Source organism: Streptomyces sp. 5K101, assembly GCF_046506645.1.
Taxonomy (GTDB): Bacteria; Actinomycetota; Actinomycetes; order Streptomycetales; family Streptomycetaceae; genus Streptomyces.
This window is the reverse complement of the sequence record NZ_JBKFFO010000016.1, coordinates 89,445-105,318: the sequence shown is the minus strand read 5'-3', so window position 1 is coordinate 105,318 and position 15,874 is coordinate 89,445. Positions and strand designations below refer to the sequence as shown.

12 protein-coding genes are annotated in these 15,874 nt (G+C 69.7%); 6 read left to right on the top strand and 6 right to left on the bottom strand.

Translation table 11 applies throughout. The features are described 5' to 3' along the window. Positions 1 to 168: 168 nt before the first annotated feature. Complete coding sequence (locus ACLB9X_RS27035; RefSeq protein ID WP_410363018.1) at positions 169 to 480, top strand: ferredoxin; 312 nt, start codon at positions 169 to 171, stop codon at positions 478 to 480. A 4-nt stretch (positions 481 to 484) separates the two neighbouring features. On the opposite strand, the gene ACLB9X_RS27030 is transcribed toward ACLB9X_RS27035, so the two are convergent. The 3 genes from ACLB9X_RS27030 to ACLB9X_RS27020 all read right to left on the bottom strand — a co-directional run bounded on the left by ACLB9X_RS27030 (position 485) and on the right by ACLB9X_RS27020 (position 3,807). Further along, complete coding sequence (locus ACLB9X_RS27030) at positions 485 to 1,066, bottom strand: hypothetical protein (RefSeq protein WP_410363017.1); 582 nt, start codon at positions 1,064 to 1,066, stop codon at positions 485 to 487. Positions 1,067 to 1,294: 228 nt separating this feature from the next. After that, positions 1,295 to 2,182: a tRNA (adenine-N1)-methyltransferase gene (locus ACLB9X_RS27025; protein WP_177151017.1), complete on the bottom strand. Its 888-nt coding sequence runs from the start codon at positions 2,180 to 2,182 to the stop codon at positions 1,295 to 1,297. Positions 2,183 to 2,556: 374 nt separating this feature from the next. After that, complete coding sequence (locus ACLB9X_RS27020) at positions 2,557 to 3,807, bottom strand: site-2 protease family protein (RefSeq protein ID WP_410363016.1); 1,251 nt, start codon at positions 3,805 to 3,807, stop codon at positions 2,557 to 2,559. Between the two features lie 121 nt (positions 3,808 to 3,928). Between ACLB9X_RS27020 and ACLB9X_RS27015 the strand changes: the two genes are divergently transcribed. Together ACLB9X_RS27015 and ACLB9X_RS27010 are read left to right on the top strand one after the other, a co-directional pair. Continuing rightward, complete coding sequence (locus tag ACLB9X_RS27015) at positions 3,929 to 4,888, top strand: RecB family exonuclease (protein WP_410363015.1); 960 nt, start codon at positions 3,929 to 3,931, stop codon at positions 4,886 to 4,888. A gap of 13 nt (positions 4,889 to 4,901) precedes the next feature. After that, complete coding sequence (locus tag ACLB9X_RS27010; RefSeq protein ID WP_410363014.1) at positions 4,902 to 5,573, top strand: response regulator; 672 nt, start codon at positions 4,902 to 4,904, stop codon at positions 5,571 to 5,573. Between the two features lie 227 nt (positions 5,574 to 5,800). Here ACLB9X_RS27010 and ACLB9X_RS27005 read toward each other — a convergent pair whose 3' ends face one another. The 3 genes from ACLB9X_RS27005 to metH form a co-directional block, all read right to left on the bottom strand. Next, positions 5,801 to 7,402: an ABC transporter substrate-binding protein gene (locus ACLB9X_RS27005; RefSeq protein ID WP_410363013.1), complete on the bottom strand. Its 1,602-nt coding sequence runs from the start codon at positions 7,400 to 7,402 to the stop codon at positions 5,801 to 5,803. Positions 7,403 to 7,911: 509 nt separating this feature from the next. Then, positions 7,912 to 8,613 carry an HAD family hydrolase gene (locus ACLB9X_RS27000; RefSeq protein ID WP_410363012.1) on the bottom strand — a complete coding sequence of 234 codons (702 nt, stop codon included), beginning with the start codon at positions 8,611 to 8,613 and terminating at the stop codon, positions 7,912 to 7,914. Between the two features lie 109 nt (positions 8,614 to 8,722). Continuing rightward, a complete protein-coding gene (metH, locus tag ACLB9X_RS26995) occupies positions 8,723 to 12,238 on the bottom strand; it encodes a methionine synthase (protein WP_410363011.1) in 3,516 nt (1,171 codons plus the stop codon). Between the two features lie 263 nt (positions 12,239 to 12,501). On the opposite strand from metH, the gene ACLB9X_RS26990 reads away from it, so the two are divergent. The 3 genes from ACLB9X_RS26990 (at position 12,502) to glpK (ending at position 15,871) form a co-directional block, all read left to right on the top strand. Continuing rightward, positions 12,502 to 13,269: an IclR family transcriptional regulator gene (locus ACLB9X_RS26990; RefSeq protein ID WP_410363045.1), complete on the top strand. Its 768-nt coding sequence runs from the start codon at positions 12,502 to 12,504 to the stop codon at positions 13,267 to 13,269. Positions 13,270 to 13,500: 231 nt separating this feature from the next. Further along, entirely contained in the window at positions 13,501 to 14,292 is a 792-nt protein-coding gene (locus ACLB9X_RS26985; protein WP_410363010.1) for an MIP/aquaporin family protein, read from the top strand. A gap of 52 nt (positions 14,293 to 14,344) precedes the next feature. Continuing rightward, positions 14,345 to 15,871 carry a glycerol kinase GlpK gene (glpK, locus tag ACLB9X_RS26980; protein ID WP_410363009.1) on the top strand — a complete coding sequence of 509 codons (1,527 nt, stop codon included), beginning with the start codon at positions 14,345 to 14,347 and terminating at the stop codon, positions 15,869 to 15,871. The last annotated feature ends 3 nt before the right edge of the window (positions 15,872 to 15,874 follow it).

Below are 15,874 nucleotides of genomic sequence, written 5' to 3'. Positions count from 1 at the left end.
GTCCGATCTTCACCCTTGCGCTCTCCCTCGTGCCAGGGGAATACCCAGCAGATACCCACCCGGCAACATCGGAAAGCGGTCGGTTGTATCGTCGAAGCGTTCAACACCCGTCAGGGCTGGCGCGACTTGTATCACTTGCTGCGCCCGACGAAGGAAACGGCAGGAGATATGACCGTGCAGCACGAGGTTCCCACCGACGGTGCCGCCGAGGCGCTCGAGGTCTGGATCGACCAGGACCTCTGCACCGGCGACGGAATCTGCGCGCAGTACGCCCCCGAGGTCTTCGAGCTCGACATCGACGGCCTCGCCTACGTGAAGTCCGCGGACGACGAACTGCTCCAGGACCCGGGCGCGACAACGCCCGTTCCGCTGCCGCTGCTGAACGACGTCGTGGACTCGGCCAAGGAGTGCCCGGGCGACTGCATTCACGTACGTCGAGTTTCGGACAGGGTAGAGGTCTACGGCCCCGACGCTGAGTGAGCGGTCACATACTGGGCGCTTCCGGCTGGGCCGAGCGCACGAACTTCCCGCCCTGCCACCGCCATTCGACGCTTTCCCGCTCGTCGGGGCAGCAGCTCGGCACCTCGGGCGACGAGTAGCCGAGCAGAGTCGCCGTGATCGCTCCGTCACGTACGGCGAGCGAGTCGACGCTGGATTTCTCTGTCGGCTGAACCAGCGTCGCCACGACGCGCGCCGCGGTCCCGCGGCCGGCCGCGAGGACGTACACGCCGCTGGGCGGGGTGCCCGATCCGGCGTCGCACCGGGCCGCCACGACGGTCTCCGGTTCGCCGTCGCCGTCGAGGTCGCCCGTGGCCCGCTCGGTGACGACGCTTTCGACACCGCCGCATTCCAGGGGCAGCTCGACGCCTGCCGGGTCGGGGGCCGGCGCGGGGGCAGGCGCTGTCACGGTGCGTGATGCCGAGCCATGCTGGGATGCCGTGGCGGCGTCGGGCTGGACGAAGCCGGCGGCGGCCACGACCCCGGCCATCGCCGTCGCGGTGGCCAGCCAGTGCACCGGGCGGGCATGGGTGTGCGCGAGGTCCGGGACGGCTGCGGAGTTCTGCACGCGGGGAGTCTCCTGAGAGGCCAGGGCTTGTGGGGGTGGCCAGCATCGTGCCATACGTCACACGGGACCGGAACAGCGGGGTCCGTAAGCCTCCGGTAAAGAGCCCGGGATGGGCGCCCCCAGGCGCGGAAGGATCGCCGACGCGGGGTCAATGCGACGGCGCCGCCGTGGAGTTCCGGCCGGGGTACGGGAACTCGACGGCGGCGCCGACGTGTTGTACGGGTGGGGTCAGCCCTTGTTGGGTCCCTCGTAGTCCTCGCCGTACGCGCCCTTGGCGGGGCGGCGGCGGCGCATCGGGGGCTCCACGCCGTCGGCGAGACGGCGGGCGGTGACCAGGAAACCGGTGTGGCCGATCATCCGATGGTCGGGGCGCACGGCCAGTCCCTCGACGTGCCAGTTGCGGATCATCGACTCCCAGGGCTGCGGCTCGGCGAAGCAGCCGATCTCGCGGATGGACTCGACCGTGCGCGCGAGCTGGGTGGTCGTCGCGACGTAGCAGCACAGGATGCCGCCGGGTACGAGCGCCTTGGAGACGGCCTCCAGGCACTCCCAGGGAGCGAGCATGTCGAGGATGACGCGGTCGACGTCGGAGTCGGTGAGGTTGTCCTGGAGGTCGCCGACGGTGAGCTGCCAGGCGGGGTGCGGGCCGCCGAAGTAGCGCTCCACGTTCTGCTGGGCGATCTCGGCGAAGTCCGCGCGGCGCTCGTAGGAGTGGAGCATGCCGTGGTCGCCGATGGCGCGCAGGAGGAAGCTGCTCAGCGACCCCGAGCCCACACCGGCCTCCACGACGCGTGCGCCGGGGAAGATGTCGGCGAAGGCCAGGATCTGCCCCGCGTCCTTGGGGTAGACCACGGCGGCGCCGCGGGGCATGGACAGGACGTAGTCGGGGAGCAGGGGGCGCAGCGCGAGGTAGGCGACGTTTCCCGTGGTACGGACAACACTGCCCTCGGGAGCGCCGATCAGCTCGTCGTGCGGGAAGGAACCCTTGTGGGTGTGGAAGTTCTTCCCGGCCTCGAGCGTGAACGTGTAGTGGCGTCCCTTGGGGTCGGTGAGCTGGACCTGGTCCCCGACCTTGAAGGGCCCGCGACGGCGGGCGGCACCGGTCGGTTCGGACATGCGACCAGCCTACCGGCCCCGACCCCCGCCCCGGACCACGCCCCGGGCACCTCGACGGATGCGCCGGGCGTCCATGCGCGCAGGGCAGCAGGTGCATGCCGCCCAGGGCGCGGGGGGCCGAGCACGGGCATCCGACTCCCCGACCGGGCCGAGGAGGCGCGTCCGACTCCCGGACGGGCCCGGCACAGGCATCCGGCTTCCCGACCGGGCCGCGCATGGGCATCCGACTTCGACCGGGCCGCGCACGTGGGCGAGTGAGCCGAAGGGGCGCGGCGTTGTCGAAAGGGAGAACGCGCGGAGGTCCCGAGGAACGAGGGACCGAGCACGAACGACCGTCGGCACCGTCTTAGGCGCCCCGGAGGAGAATCGAGCCCTCAAGAAGAAGCAGGCCGCGCCATCGCCGCGACGAAGGCCCGTTCGACGTCCGCCGTGGACAAAACGCCGTAGATCTCGCCGGTCTCCTCCACCACCAGGTACTCCGTCGCGGGCGCCGCGCGCAGTCTGTCCAGCAGGGCCTCGCCGGCGAGCTCGGCGGGGACCTTCATGTCCTCGGTGAGCTCCTGGGACAGGCCGCTCACCGCGACCCAGGGCCGGCGGTGCTCGGGGACGCCGACGATCGCGGCCTCCCGCACCAGGGCCGTGGGGTCGCCGTTGCCGTCGACGACGACGAGGGCGCGGGCCCCGGCTGCGTTGGCGCGGCGCAGCGCCTCGGAGAGCGGGGTGTCCGACTCGACGGGGACGGCGCGGCGGGTGAGCGCGCGGGCCGCGAGTTCGGGCAGGTGCTCGCGGAGGCGGGCCATGCGCAGGCTGTTGCCGGCGCCGGTCCAGATGATGGCCGCGAGGATCGCGGCGAGCAGCGCGTCGGTGACGGTCTCCATGCCGCCGATGTCTTCGGTGGCGTTGCCGAGGGCGCCGGTGTGGGTGAGCAGCGGGAGGCCGATGAGGACGGCGACCGCGAGCGCGCGGCCGACCCAGGCGGCGGCGATGGTGCCGGTCATGGGCTTGCCGCTGATCTTCCAGACGACGGCGCGCAGCATCCGCCCGCCGTCGAGGGGCAGTCCGGGCAGCAGGTTGAACGCGGCGACGATCAGATTGGAGATCATCAGTCCGGCGAGCAGCACGCCGGGCACGGTGCGGGGCTCCACGGCCGTCATGCCGAGGTAGAACAGCCCGGCCAGGACGAGGGAGAGCAGCGGGCCCACGAAGGCGAGGACGAATTCGCGGCCGGGGGTCTCGGTCTCCTTCTCGATCTCGGAGACGCCGCCGAAGAACTGGAGCTGGATGCGCCGCACCGGCAGCTTGAACCGGAGCGCGGCGACGGTGTGGGCCAGTTCGTGGACGAGGACGGAGGCGTAGAAGGCGACGGCGAAGAACAGCGACACGAGGTAGCGGGCGCTGCCCAGTTCGGGTAGGACGCGGTCCAGCTGGCCGCCGAAGACCCAGGTGATCAGGGCCGCGACGACGAACCAGCTGGGGGCGACGTACACGGGCACGCCGAAGGGGCGGCCCATGAGAATGCCACCGCCCGGTTCGTCCGAGCCACGCTTCTTGCCACCGCCCGCAGGGGTTTTGCCCGCTTCGGACCGCGACCGCTCGCGCTCGCCGCTCGTGTCGTCCTCGTTCACGGGGTCCCTTCGTAGCCGAGGCTCTTCGCAAAACGTGTGGCTCGCTCGATCATGCACGCGCGAGGCTCTGTCGTCGATGGTATGCCGATCGCTGTCAGTGGCGGGCCGTAGGGTCTGAGTCATGAGTACGAGCCAGCAGCCCGTCAGCGGGCCGTCCGCCGCTGCCGCCGAGCCCGGGTCCGAGCCCGGGACGGAGGGTGCGGTGAGCGGTGTCGTGGAGCCGAGGCCGGCCGCGGAGCCGATGTCCCTGTCGCCTTCCCGGGCCGGCGACTTCATGCAGTGCCCCCTGCTCTACCGGTTCCGGGTGATCGACCGGCTGCCGGAGAAGCCGAGCGAGGCGGCGACCCGCGGGACGCTGGTGCACGCGGTGCTGGAGCGCCTCTTCGACGATCCGGCCCTCCAGCGGACGGCGCCGCGGGCCAAGGCGATGATTCCCGGCCAGTGGCAGAGGCTGCTGGAGACGAAGCCGGAGCTGGGCGAGCTGTTCGCCGACGACGCGGGCGGCGAACGGCTGGCGCGCTGGCTCGGTGAGGCGGAGCAGCTCGTGGAGCGGTGGTTCTCGCTGGAGGACCCGACCAGGCTGGAGCCCGCCGAGCGGGAGATGTTCGTCGAGACGGAGCTGGATTCGGGGCTGCGGCTGCGCGGTGTGATCGACCGGGTGGACATCGCGCCGACGGGCGAGGTGCGGATCGTCGACTACAAGACGGGCAAGGCTCCGCGCCCGGAGTACAGCGAGGGCGCGCTGTTCCAGATGAAGTTCTACGCGCTGGTGATCTGGCGCCTGAAGAACGTGCTCCCCCGCCGGCTCCAACTGGTGTACCTGGGCAGCGGTGACGTGCTGACCTACGACCCGGTGATGGCGGACCTGGAGCGGATGGAGCGCAAGCTGCACGCCCTGTGGGACGCGATCCGGCAGGCGACGAGGACCGGTGACTGGCGGCCGCGCCCGACCAAGCTGTGCGGCTGGTGCGACCACCAGGAGTTCTGTCCGGAATTCGGGGGCACTCCCCCGGTTTATCCGCTGACGGTTTCCCCGGCCCCGTCCGCCGAGGATGGGCAGGGCAGAATGGGCCCGGTCTAAAGAAGGAGTACCTGTGGCTATCCGCGTCCTACTGGTCGACGACCAGCCGCTGTTGCGCACCGGCTTCCGGATGATCCTGGAGGCGGAACAGGACATCGCGGTGGTGGGCGAGGCCGGGGACGGCCTCCAGGCCCTCGATCAGGTCCGGGCGCTGCAGCCCGACGTGGTGCTGATGGACATCCGGATGCCCCGGATGGACGGTGTCGAGGCCACCCGGCAGATCACCGGACCCGGCCGGGACGGCCCGGCGAAGGTGCTCGTGCTGACGACGTTCGACCTCGACGAGTACGTGGTGGAGGCGCTGCGCGCCGGGGCCAGCGGCTTCCTGCTGAAGGACGCCCCGGCCAATGAGCTGGTGCAGGCGATCCGGGTGGTCGCGGCGGGCGAGGCGATGCTGGCGCCGAGCATCACCCGGCGGCTGCTCGACAAGTACGCCGACCATCTGCCGTCGGGCGAGGAGCCCCTTCCGGACACGCTGCACACGCTGACCGACCGCGAGGTCGAGGTGCTGAAGCTGGTGGCCCGGGGTCTGTCGAACGCGGAGATCGCCGCGGATCTCTTCGTGAGCGAGACGACCGTGAAGACGCATGTCGGCCATGTGCTCACGAAGCTGGGTCTGCGCGACCGCGTCCAGGCCGCGGTGTACGCGTACGAGAGCGGCCTGGTGCGCCCCGGGGCGCAGTGAGCACGGGCCTGACGCGCCCCGGCCCTCAATGAACGGCGGTCTGTGCGCCCCGTGCACAGTGACTCGAGGTTCGACGCGCCCGGCGCTCAGTAAACGGCGGTCTGACGCGCCCCGGCGCTCGGCGCGCTCCGTGAACGCGCGGGCCGTACGACGCAGAAGCGGCCGGTGTCCGGCGGTGGAACCCACCGCCGGACACCGGCCGTTCGCGTCTGCGCGCGTGCGTCGGATCAGGCGCCGCTACCCCGGGCCAGCTCCCACAGCTGGAGGTCGGAGCTGGCGTTGAGCGCCCATTCGACGCCCGTGATGTCGTCGCGGGCGGCGACGTACTGCTTGCCCTGCCACAGCGGCAGCACCGGCACGTCGTCGGCCACGATCTCCTGGATCTCCTTGAAGGCCGGGGAGGCCGCGGTGCGGTCGGCCTCACGGCGCGACTGCGGGATGAGGTTGCGCGCCTCTTCGCTCACGTAGGGCGAGTTGAGGAAGTTGCCCTTGTCGAGGAAGGGGGCGGTGTAGTTGTCCGGGTCCGGGAAGTCGGGGAACCAGCCGAGACCGTAGACCGCGTAGTCGCCGCGCTTCTGGGCGGGGCGGAACTTGGCCCACTCGGTGCCCTTGATGGTGACGTCGAAGAGCTCGGTGGCGTTCAGCTGGTCGCGGAGCGCCTCGAACTCCTTGGCCGTGCCCGGGCCGTAGTGGTCCGTGGTGTAGTTCAGCTCCAGCTCGACGGGGGTCTCGATGCCCGCGTCGTCCAGGATGGCCGCGGCCTTCTTGCGGCTCGGCTCGCCGTACTTGTTGTAGAACGAGTTGGTGTGCGCGGCGATGCTCGTCGGGATCAGCGAGTAGAGCGGCTCGGCGGTGGAGCCGTACACCTGGCCGGCGATCTGGCCGCGGTCGACAACGGCCGCCATCGCCTGGCGCACGGCCTTGTCCTTCACCGACGGGTGGTTCGTGTTGAAGGCGAGGTAGCGGATCTCCAGGCCGGGGACCTCGGTGAGCGTGATGCCCTCCTTGGGAGCGGTGGAGAGCTCCTGGATCTGCTGGGGGGACATCGCGCGGGTCATCATGTCGATGTCCCCGGACTCGAGGGCCTTGCCCATCGACTCGGCGTCGGCGAACGACCGTAGTTCGACCCGGTCGTTGCGGAGCTTGACGTCGCCCTTGTAGTGGGGGTTCTTGGTGAAGACGACCTTGGAGACATGGTCCCCGTCGCTCTCGGTCTTCATGGTGTACGGGCCGGAGCCGTCGACCTCGAAGCCCTCGCGGAGCTTCTTCCCGTCGTACTGCTCGCGGCTGACGATGGCGGCGACCGGCGTCGAGAGCTTGTACGGGAAGGTGGCGTCGGGCGTGGCGAGGTGGAAGATGACCTCGTTGTCGCCCTTGGTCTCGATGGTGTCGATGTTCGCCAGGAGGGCGGCGGTGCCGTTGTCGGCGTCGATGTCGAGAACGCGCTGGATGGAGAACTTCACGTCCTCGGCGGTCACCGGGGTGCCGTCGGCGAACTTCAGTCCGCTGCGCAGCTTGCAGCGGTAGCTCTCGCTGGCGGTGTCCGTGAAGACACAGGACTCGGCGGCGTCCGGGACGGGCTCGCCGCCGCCGCGGGGCGGGTGCATCAGCGTCTGGACGGTCTGGCGCAGGACGTTCCAGGCGCCGGTGTCGTAGGCGTAGGCCGGGTCGAGCGGCGCGGGAGCGTCGGCGTTGGCGACGAACTGGTCCGTGGTGCCCACGACGATGGCGTCACCGCCGCCCGACCCGCCGTCCGTGGTGCCGCAGGCGGCGAGCACGGGCGCGAGCAGGCCGATCATGGCCAGCGGCACCAGAGTCTTACGGTTCATCCTGGACGTACTCCCTCATCCATCCGGCACTGGGATACAGCGTTGCGTGCAAGTCACTCCACCGCTTCCACCCGGTCGGGGCGGCGCGATCGGGCCGGGGATACAGAGCGATCGGTCCGGTGTTTCCGACGGCTTGGTGGCCGGCGGGACACGACGGTGACGCGGCGAAGTTCTCGCGATGAGATTAGTCGGCGGCACCAGGGAACCGTGAACGAACCCGAGTTGGGCGTAATCGCTGAGTGATCACCAACGCCTGACACAGGGGCGGTCCGCACACGGAGGAAACATGCACTCCTTCCGTAAACCGGACAGAAAACGGCGCCCGATCCCGGTCGAACGGGACATCGGGCGCCGGTGACGACCCACCAGGACGGCACGCACGGTGACGAACGTCACGGTCGGGAACGTATTCTCGATTATCGAACAGTAATCACCACGGTCACGGAAAAGGCATGACCGGCTGCCCAGAGTTTCCATAGTGCATTCGAGAAACACGGACAGTACACCTATCAGTGCGGTGAGGTGATGAGCGTGCGCAGGAAAAGCAGGTCGACTTCCTCGAGCGACTGAACGACGATTCGGCCTGCGGCCGGCGCGATCGGGGCCACCGAGGGCACCGCGACGACCCGGCAGCCGGCCGCCTCGGCGGCGGCCACCCCGGTCGCCGTGTCCTCGACGACCGCGCATCTCAGCGGGTCGGCGCCCAGCCCCTGGGCGGCCAGCAGGTACGGGTCGGGGTGCGGCTTGGTCCGCGGCACCTCGTCCCCCGCGACGGACAGGGCGAAGTTCTGCGGGCCGAGGGAGGCCATGACGCGGTCGATGATGCGGCGGTGGGAGGCGGAGACCAGCGCCGTCGGCACGTTGTGCGCGGCCAGCTCGGCGAGCAGCCGCTCCGCCCCCGGCATCAGGGGCACACCGCGTCCGATCCGGTCCTCGAACTTGTCGTTGAGCAGCACGGTCAGCTCGGCCAGGCTGATGTCCGCGCCCGTCGCCTCGATCAGGTAGCCGGCGCTGCGGGTCATGGGCCCGCCGACGACGACGTCCCGCCATGCCTCGTCCAGCTGGTGCCCGAGGTCCGCGAAGACCTCCACCTCGGCGTCCCACCAGAACCCCTCGGTGTCGACCAGAGTGCCGTCCATGTCGAGGAAGACGGCCTGGAGCGCCGCCCCATCGGCCGAACGGGTCAGGGACGCGGGGACCGTGCTGGTCATCGGCACACCTCCGGAAGGGACGAGAAGGCCGGCCACCTCACCCTGCGGCTCATCCCGCAAGATCTGGTGACCGGCCTGCACTGGACCGACCAGTGTACGACTCGTCCGATCAGCGTGCGTTGAAATACTTTGCCTCGGGGTGGTGAATCACGATCGCGTCCGTGGACTGCTCCGGGTGGAGCTGGAACTCCTCGGACAGCTGCACGCCGATCCGCTCGGGCTGCAGCAGCTCCGCGATCTTGGCGCGGTCCTCCAGATCCGGGCAGGCGCCGTAGCCCAGCGAGAACCGGGCGCCGCGGTACTTGAGGGCGAACATGTCCTCGACGTCCGCCGGGTCCTCGCCGCCGAAACCGAGCTCGGCGCGGACGCGGGCGTGCCAGTACTCGGCGAGGGCCTCCGCCAACTGGACGGACAGACCGTGCAGTTCGAGGTAGTTGCGGTAGGAGTCGGCCTCGAAGAGCTTCGCGGTCTCCTCACCGATCCTGGACCCGACGGTGACCACCTGGAGGCCGACGACGTCGGTCTCGCCGGACTCCTCGGGGCGGAAGAAGTCCGCCAGGCACAGCCTGCGGCCGCGGCGCTGGCGCGGGAAGGAGAAACGGGTGCGCTCGGAGCCGTCCTCGTTCAGGAGGATCAGGTCGTCGCCCTTGGACACGCAGGGGAAGTAGCCGTAGACGACGGCCGCCTCCAGCATGTTCTGCGTGTGCAGCTGGTCCAGCCAGCCACGCAGGCGCGGCCGGCCCTCGCTCTCCACCAGCTCCTCGTACGACGGCCCCTCGCCGGTGCGGGACTGCTTGAGGCCCCACTGGCCCTTGAAGAGGGCGCCCTCGTCGAGCCAGGAGGCGTACTCCTTGAGCTGGATGCCCTTGACGACGCGGGTACCCCAGAAGGGCGGCTCCGGCACCCGGTTGTCCGTGGCCACGTCGGAGCGGACCGCGCCCTCGGCCGGGGCGGTCTCCTCCACCACCGCGGAGGCAGTGGCCCGCACCCGGCGCTGCTTGAGCTCGGGCAGGACGGCGCCGGGCACGCCGCGCTTGACCGCGATGAGGGCGTCCATCAGGCGCAGGCCCTCGAAGGCGTCACGGGCGTAACGGACCTCGCCCTCGTAGATCTCGTGGAGGTCCTGCTCGACGTACGCGCGGGTGAGGGCGGCGCCGCCGAGGATGACGGGGTAGTCGGCGGCCAGCTTGCGCTGGTTGAGCTCCTCGAGGTTCTCCTTCATGATCACCGTGGACTTGACGAGCAGACCGGACATGCCGATGACGTCGGCCTTGTGCTCCTGCGCCGCGTCCAGGATCGCGGCGACGGGCTGCTTGATGCCCAGGTTGACCACGTTGTAGCCGTTGTTGGACAGGATGATGTCGACAAGGTTCTTGCCGATGTCGTGCACGTCGCCACGGACGGTGGCCAGCACGATGGTGCCCTTGCCCTCGTCGTCCGACTTCTCCATGTGCGGCTCCAGGTAGGCGACCGCCGTCTTCATCACCTCGGCCGACTGGAGCACGAACGGCAGCTGCATCTGACCCGAACCGAACAACTCGCCGACGACCTTCATGCCGTCGAGCAGCGTGTCGTTGACGATGTCCAGGGCGGGCCGGTCCCGCAGCGCCTCGTCGAGGTCCGCCTCCAGGCCGTTCTTCTCGCCGTCGATGATGCGCCGCTTGAGGCGCTCCTCCAGCGGCAGCGCGAGCAGTTCCTCCGCCTTGCCCGCCTTCAACGACGTGGTATTGACCCCCTCGAACAGGGCCATCAGCTTCTGCAGCGGGTCGTAGCCCTCGGCGCGCCGGTCGTAGATCAGGTCGAGCGCGGTGCTGACCTGCTCCTCGTCGAAACGGGCGATCGGCAGGATCTTGGAGGCATGCACGATCGCCGAGTCCAGACCCGCCTTCACGCACTCGTCGAGGAAAACGGAGTTGAGCAGGATACGGGCGGCCGGGTTGAGACCGAAGGAGATGTTCGACAGACCGAGCGTGGTCTGCACATCCGGGTGACGCCGCTTCAGCTCACGGATCGCCTCGATGGTGTTGACGCCGTCCTTGCGGGACTCCTCCTGCCCCGTGCAGATCGTGAACGTCAGCGTGTCGATGAGAATGTCCGACTCGCGGATGCCCCAGTTGCCGGTGAGGTCGGCGATGAGCCGCTCCGCGACCGCCACCTTGTGCTCGACGCTGCGGGCCTGGCCCTCCTCGTCGATCGTCAGCGCGATCAGCGCGGCACCGTGCTCCCGGGCCAGGCGGGTGACCTTCGCGAAACGGGACTCGGGGCCGTCACCGTCCTCGTAGTTCACCGAGTTGATCACCGCACGGCCGCCCAGCTTCTCCAGACCCGCACGAATGACCTCGACCTCGGTCGAGTCCAGCACGATCGGCAGCGTCGACGCGGTGGCGAACCGGCCGGCCAGCTCCTCCATGTCCGCCACACCGTCACGGCCGACGTAGTCGACGCACAGGTCGAGCATGTGGGCGCCCTCGCGGATCTGGTCGCGGGCCATCTCCACACAGTCGTCCCAGCGGCCCTCCAGCATGGCCTCGCGGAACTTCTTCGACCCGTTCGCGTTCGTCCGCTCACCGATGGCCAGGTACGCGGTGTCCTGCCGGAACGGCACCGTCTGGTACAGCGACGCGGCACCCGGCTCCGGACGCGGCTCACGAACCGTCGGACGGACGCCGCGCACCCGCTCCACCACCTGGCGCAGGTGCTCCGGAGTCGTACCGCAGCAGCCGCCCACCAGCGACAGGCCGTACTCCCGCACGAACGTCTCCTGCGCGTCGGCGAGCTCGGACGCCGTCAGCGGATAATGGGCCCCGTCCCTGCCCAGGACCGGCAGCCCCGCGTTCGGCATGCACGACAGCGGGACGCGGGAGTGGCGGGCGAGGTAGCGCAGGTGCTCACTCATCTCCGCCGGACCGGTCGCGCAGTTCAGACCGATCATGTCGATGCCCAGCGGCTCCAGCGCGGTCAGGGCCGCGCCGATCTCCGAGCCGAGCAGCATCGTGCCGGTCGTCTCCACCGTCACGGAACAGATGACGGGCAGACTGGTGCCGGTGGCCTCCAGCGCACGGCGGGCACCGAGGATGGCGGCCTTCGTCTGGAGCAGGTCCTGCGTCGTCTCGACGAGCAGCGCGTCGGCCCCACCGGCGATCATGCCCTCGGCGTTCTGCTGGTAGGCGTCGCGCAGGGCCGTGTACGGGGCGTGGCCCAGCGTCGGCAGCTTGGTGCCCGGGCCCATGGAGCCCAGCACCCAGCGCTGCTGCCCGGTAGAGGCCGTGAACTCGTCGGCGACCTCGCGGGCGAGGCGCGCGCCCGCCTCGGACAGCTCGAAGACGCGGCCGGCGATGTCGTACTCGCCGAGCGCCGCGAGGTTCGCGCCGAACGTGTTCGTCTCGACGCAGTCGACACCGACCTCGAAGTACGCCTCGTGGACGGAACGGACGATGTCCGGGCGCGTGACGTTCAGGATCTCGTTGCAGCCCTCGAGGTTCTCGAAGTCCTCCAGGCTGGGGTCCTGGGCCTGGAGCATCGTGCCCATCGCGCCGTCGGCCACCACCACACGAGTGGCGAGCGCTTCGCGCAGTGCGTCGATTCGGGTCCGGCTGTCAGCGGAAGGGGTCGGCGACGAGGCCATGGAATGTGCTCCCTGGGATGCGACGGCTGTCGGCTTTGCGTCTTCCGGTGGAAGGCGCACGCAGCCAGAGTAGCCGTGCGGCTCGTTCCTGCGGGGAGGTGTCCCACAAGCCGGACGGAACGGCGCAGGGCGGGTTTCCGTGGGTAGCCCGGCCGGGGGATACTCACTCCGCGATGACCTAGGTCGGCATGGACCGATAGTGTTCAGCATTGTCGAACCCCAGAGCCAAGCTCGCCGAACCGCAGTGGAGAAGGGCCGATCCGATGGCGAAGAACATTCAGTCCCTTGAGCGCGCGGCCGCGATGCTGCGACTGCTCGCCGGCGGCGAGCGCCGGCTGGGACTGTCGGACATCGCCTCTTCCCTCGAACTGGCCAAGGGGACGGCCCACGGCATTCTGCGCACCCTTCAGGCCGAGGGCTTCGTCGAGCAGGACGCCGCGTCCGGCCGCTACCAGCTGGGCGCTGAGCTCCTGCGGCTCGGCAACAGCTACCTGGACGTGCACGAGCTGCGGGCCCGCGCCCTGGTGTGGACCGACGACCTCGCGCGCTCCAGCGGCGAGAGCGTCCATCTCGGCGTCCTGCACCAGCACGGCGTACTCATCGTCCACCATGTCTTCCGGCCGGACGACAGCCGGCAGGTCCTGGAGGTGGGGGCCATGCAGCCGCTGCACTCCACGGCCCTCGGCAAGGTGCTGGCGGCGTACGACCCGGTGGCGCACACCGAGGCGGTCGAGGCCGACCGCAAGGCGTTCACCCCGCAGACGGTGACCGAGCTCGACGAGTTCGAGACCGTGCTGGACCACACCCGGGCGCGCGGCTGGGCGGCCGACGTGGAGGAGACGTGGGAGGGCGTGGCGGCCGTCGCCGCCCCGATCCACGACCGGCGGCGCATGCCCGTCGGCGCGGTGGCCATCACGGGTGCCGTGGAGCGTGTCTGCGACGGCACCGGTGAGCTGCGGTCCGAGCTGGTGGCCGCGGTGCGGGAATGCGCCCGTGCGGTCTCCCGCGACCTCGGTGCCGGGCGGTTCTGATCGCCTTGGCGCATCATCGGTAACGATCCGGTTTTCGCCCCACCCAACTCTTGACGCCGTGTTTACCAGAGGGCAAAACTGCCGTTCACCGGTCGACATTGCCGAACACCTAACGGCAATACGCGCTAGAGTGTGGCAACGCCAGGCCGGAACGCCCTCAGCTGAGGGCGCGGACCACCGGAGGGACCCGGGGTTCGCCTTCCCCCTGGACGAAGGACAAAGGAGTCGCGGGTGTCCAACTCCGACATCTTCATCGGCGAGATCATCGGTACCGCCGTTCTCATCCTGCTCGGTGGCGGCGTCGTCGCAGCCGTCGTGCTCAAGCGCTCGAAGGCGCGGAACGCCGGCTGGCTGGCCATCACCTTCGGGTGGGGCTTCGCGGTCATGACCGCGGTCTACATGACCGGCGTTCTCTCCGGCGCCCACCTCAACCCGGCCGTGACCCTCGGCATCGCCATCAAGGACAACGACTGGGGCAACGTCCCGGTCTACGTCGCCGGCCAGCTCCTCGGCGCCATGCTCGGCGCGACCCTGGTCTGGATCGCCTACTACGGCCAGTTCCACGCGCACCTCACCGACCGCGAGATCGTCGGCGACCCGGCCGAGAAGGCCATCGAGGGTCCGCACGACGGGGGCGCCGCCCATGCCGGGCCCGTGCTCGGCGTCTTCTCCACCGGCCCGGAGATCCGCAACGTCTGGCAGAACCTGGCCACCGAGACCATCGGCACGGTCGTGCTGGTCCTGGCCGTGCTCACCCAGGGCCTCAACGACAGTGGCAAGGGTCTCGGCCCGATCGGCGGACTGATCGTCGCCTTCGTGGTCGTCTCCATCGGTCTCTCGCTCGGCGGCCCGACCGGCTACGCCATCAACCCGGCCCGTGACCTCGGCCCGCGCATCGTGCACGCCCTGCTCCCGCTGCCGAACAAGGGCGGGTCCGACTGGGGCTACGCCTGGATACCCGTCGCCGGTCCCCTGATCGGTGCGGCTATCGGTGCGGGTATCTACAACATCGCGTTCGCCTGAGCCGTCATCGCATCACGAGCCGTATTTCCAGAGACCTGAGCAGGAGCACACCGTGACCGACGCACACACCACCGGCCCGTTCATCGCGGCCATCGACCAAGGCACCACCTCCAGCCGCTGCATCGTCTTCGACAAGGACGGCCGGATCGTCTCCGTCGACCAGAAGGAGCACGAGCAGATATTCCCGAAGCCGGGCTGGGTGGAGCACAACGCCGCCGAGATCTGGACGAACGTCCAGGAGGTCGTGGCGGGCGCCATCGACAAGGCGGGCATCACCGCGGCCGACGTCAAGGCCATCGGCATCACCAACCAGCGCGAGACCACGCTGCTGTGGGACAAGAACACCGGCGAGCCGGTCCACAACGCCATCGTCTGGCAGGACACCCGCACCGACGCCCTGTGCAAGGAGCTCGGCCGCAACGTGGGCCAGGACCGCTTCCGCCGCGAGACCGGCCTGCCGCTCGCCTCGTACTTCGCCGGCCCCAAGGTGCGCTGGCTGCTGGACAACGTCGAGGGCCTGCGTGAGCGTGCCGAGCGTGGCGAGATCCTCTTCGGCACCATGGATTCCTGGGTCATCTGGAACCTCACGGGCGGTGTGGACGGCGGTCACCACGTCACCGACGTCACCAACGCCTCCCGCACCATGCTGATGAACCTGCACACCATGGAGTGGGACCAGAAGATCCTGGAGTCCATGGAGGTCCCGGCGGCCGTGCTGCCGGAGATCCGGTCCTCCGCCGAGGTGTACGGCCACGTCAAGGGCGGCATCCTCGACGGCGTTCCGGTCGCCTCCGCACTGGGCGACCAGCAGGCGGCCCTGTTCGGCCAGACCTGCTTCTCCGAGGGCGAGGCCAAGTCCACCTACGGCACCGGCACCTTCCTGCTGCTGAACACCGGCGACAAGGTCATCAACAGCTACTCCGGCCTGATCACCACCGTCGGCTACAAGATCGGCGACCAGACCCCGGTGTACGCCCTGGAGGGCTCGATCGCCGTCACCGGCTCCCTGGTGCAGTGGATGCGCGACCAGATGGGCCTGATCAACTCCGCCGCCGAGATCGAGACCCTCGCGTCCTCGGTCGAGGACAACGGCGGCGCGTACTTCGTACCGGCCTTCTCCGGCCTGTTCGCCCCGTACTGGCGCTCCGACGCCCGCGGTGTGATCGCCGGACTGACCCGGTACGTCACCAAGGCGCACATCGCGCGCGCCGTTCTCGAGGCCACCGCCTGGCAGACCCGCGAGATCACCGACGCCATGACCAAGGACTCCGGCGTCGAGCTGGCCGCCCTCAAGGTCGACGGCGGCATGACCTCCAACAACCTGCTGATGCAGACGCTCTCGGACTTCCTGGACGCGCCCGTGGTGCGTCCGATGGTCGCCGAGACCACCTGCCTCGGCGCCGCCTACGCCGCCGGCCTGGCCGTCGGCTTCTGGCCGGACACCGACGCGCTGCGCGCCAACTGGCGCCGGGCCGCCGAGTGGACCCCCCGCATGGACGCTGACAAGCGTGAACGCGAGTACAAGGACTGGCTCAAGGCCGTGGAGCGGACCATGGGCTGGATCGACGAGGAAAACTGACGA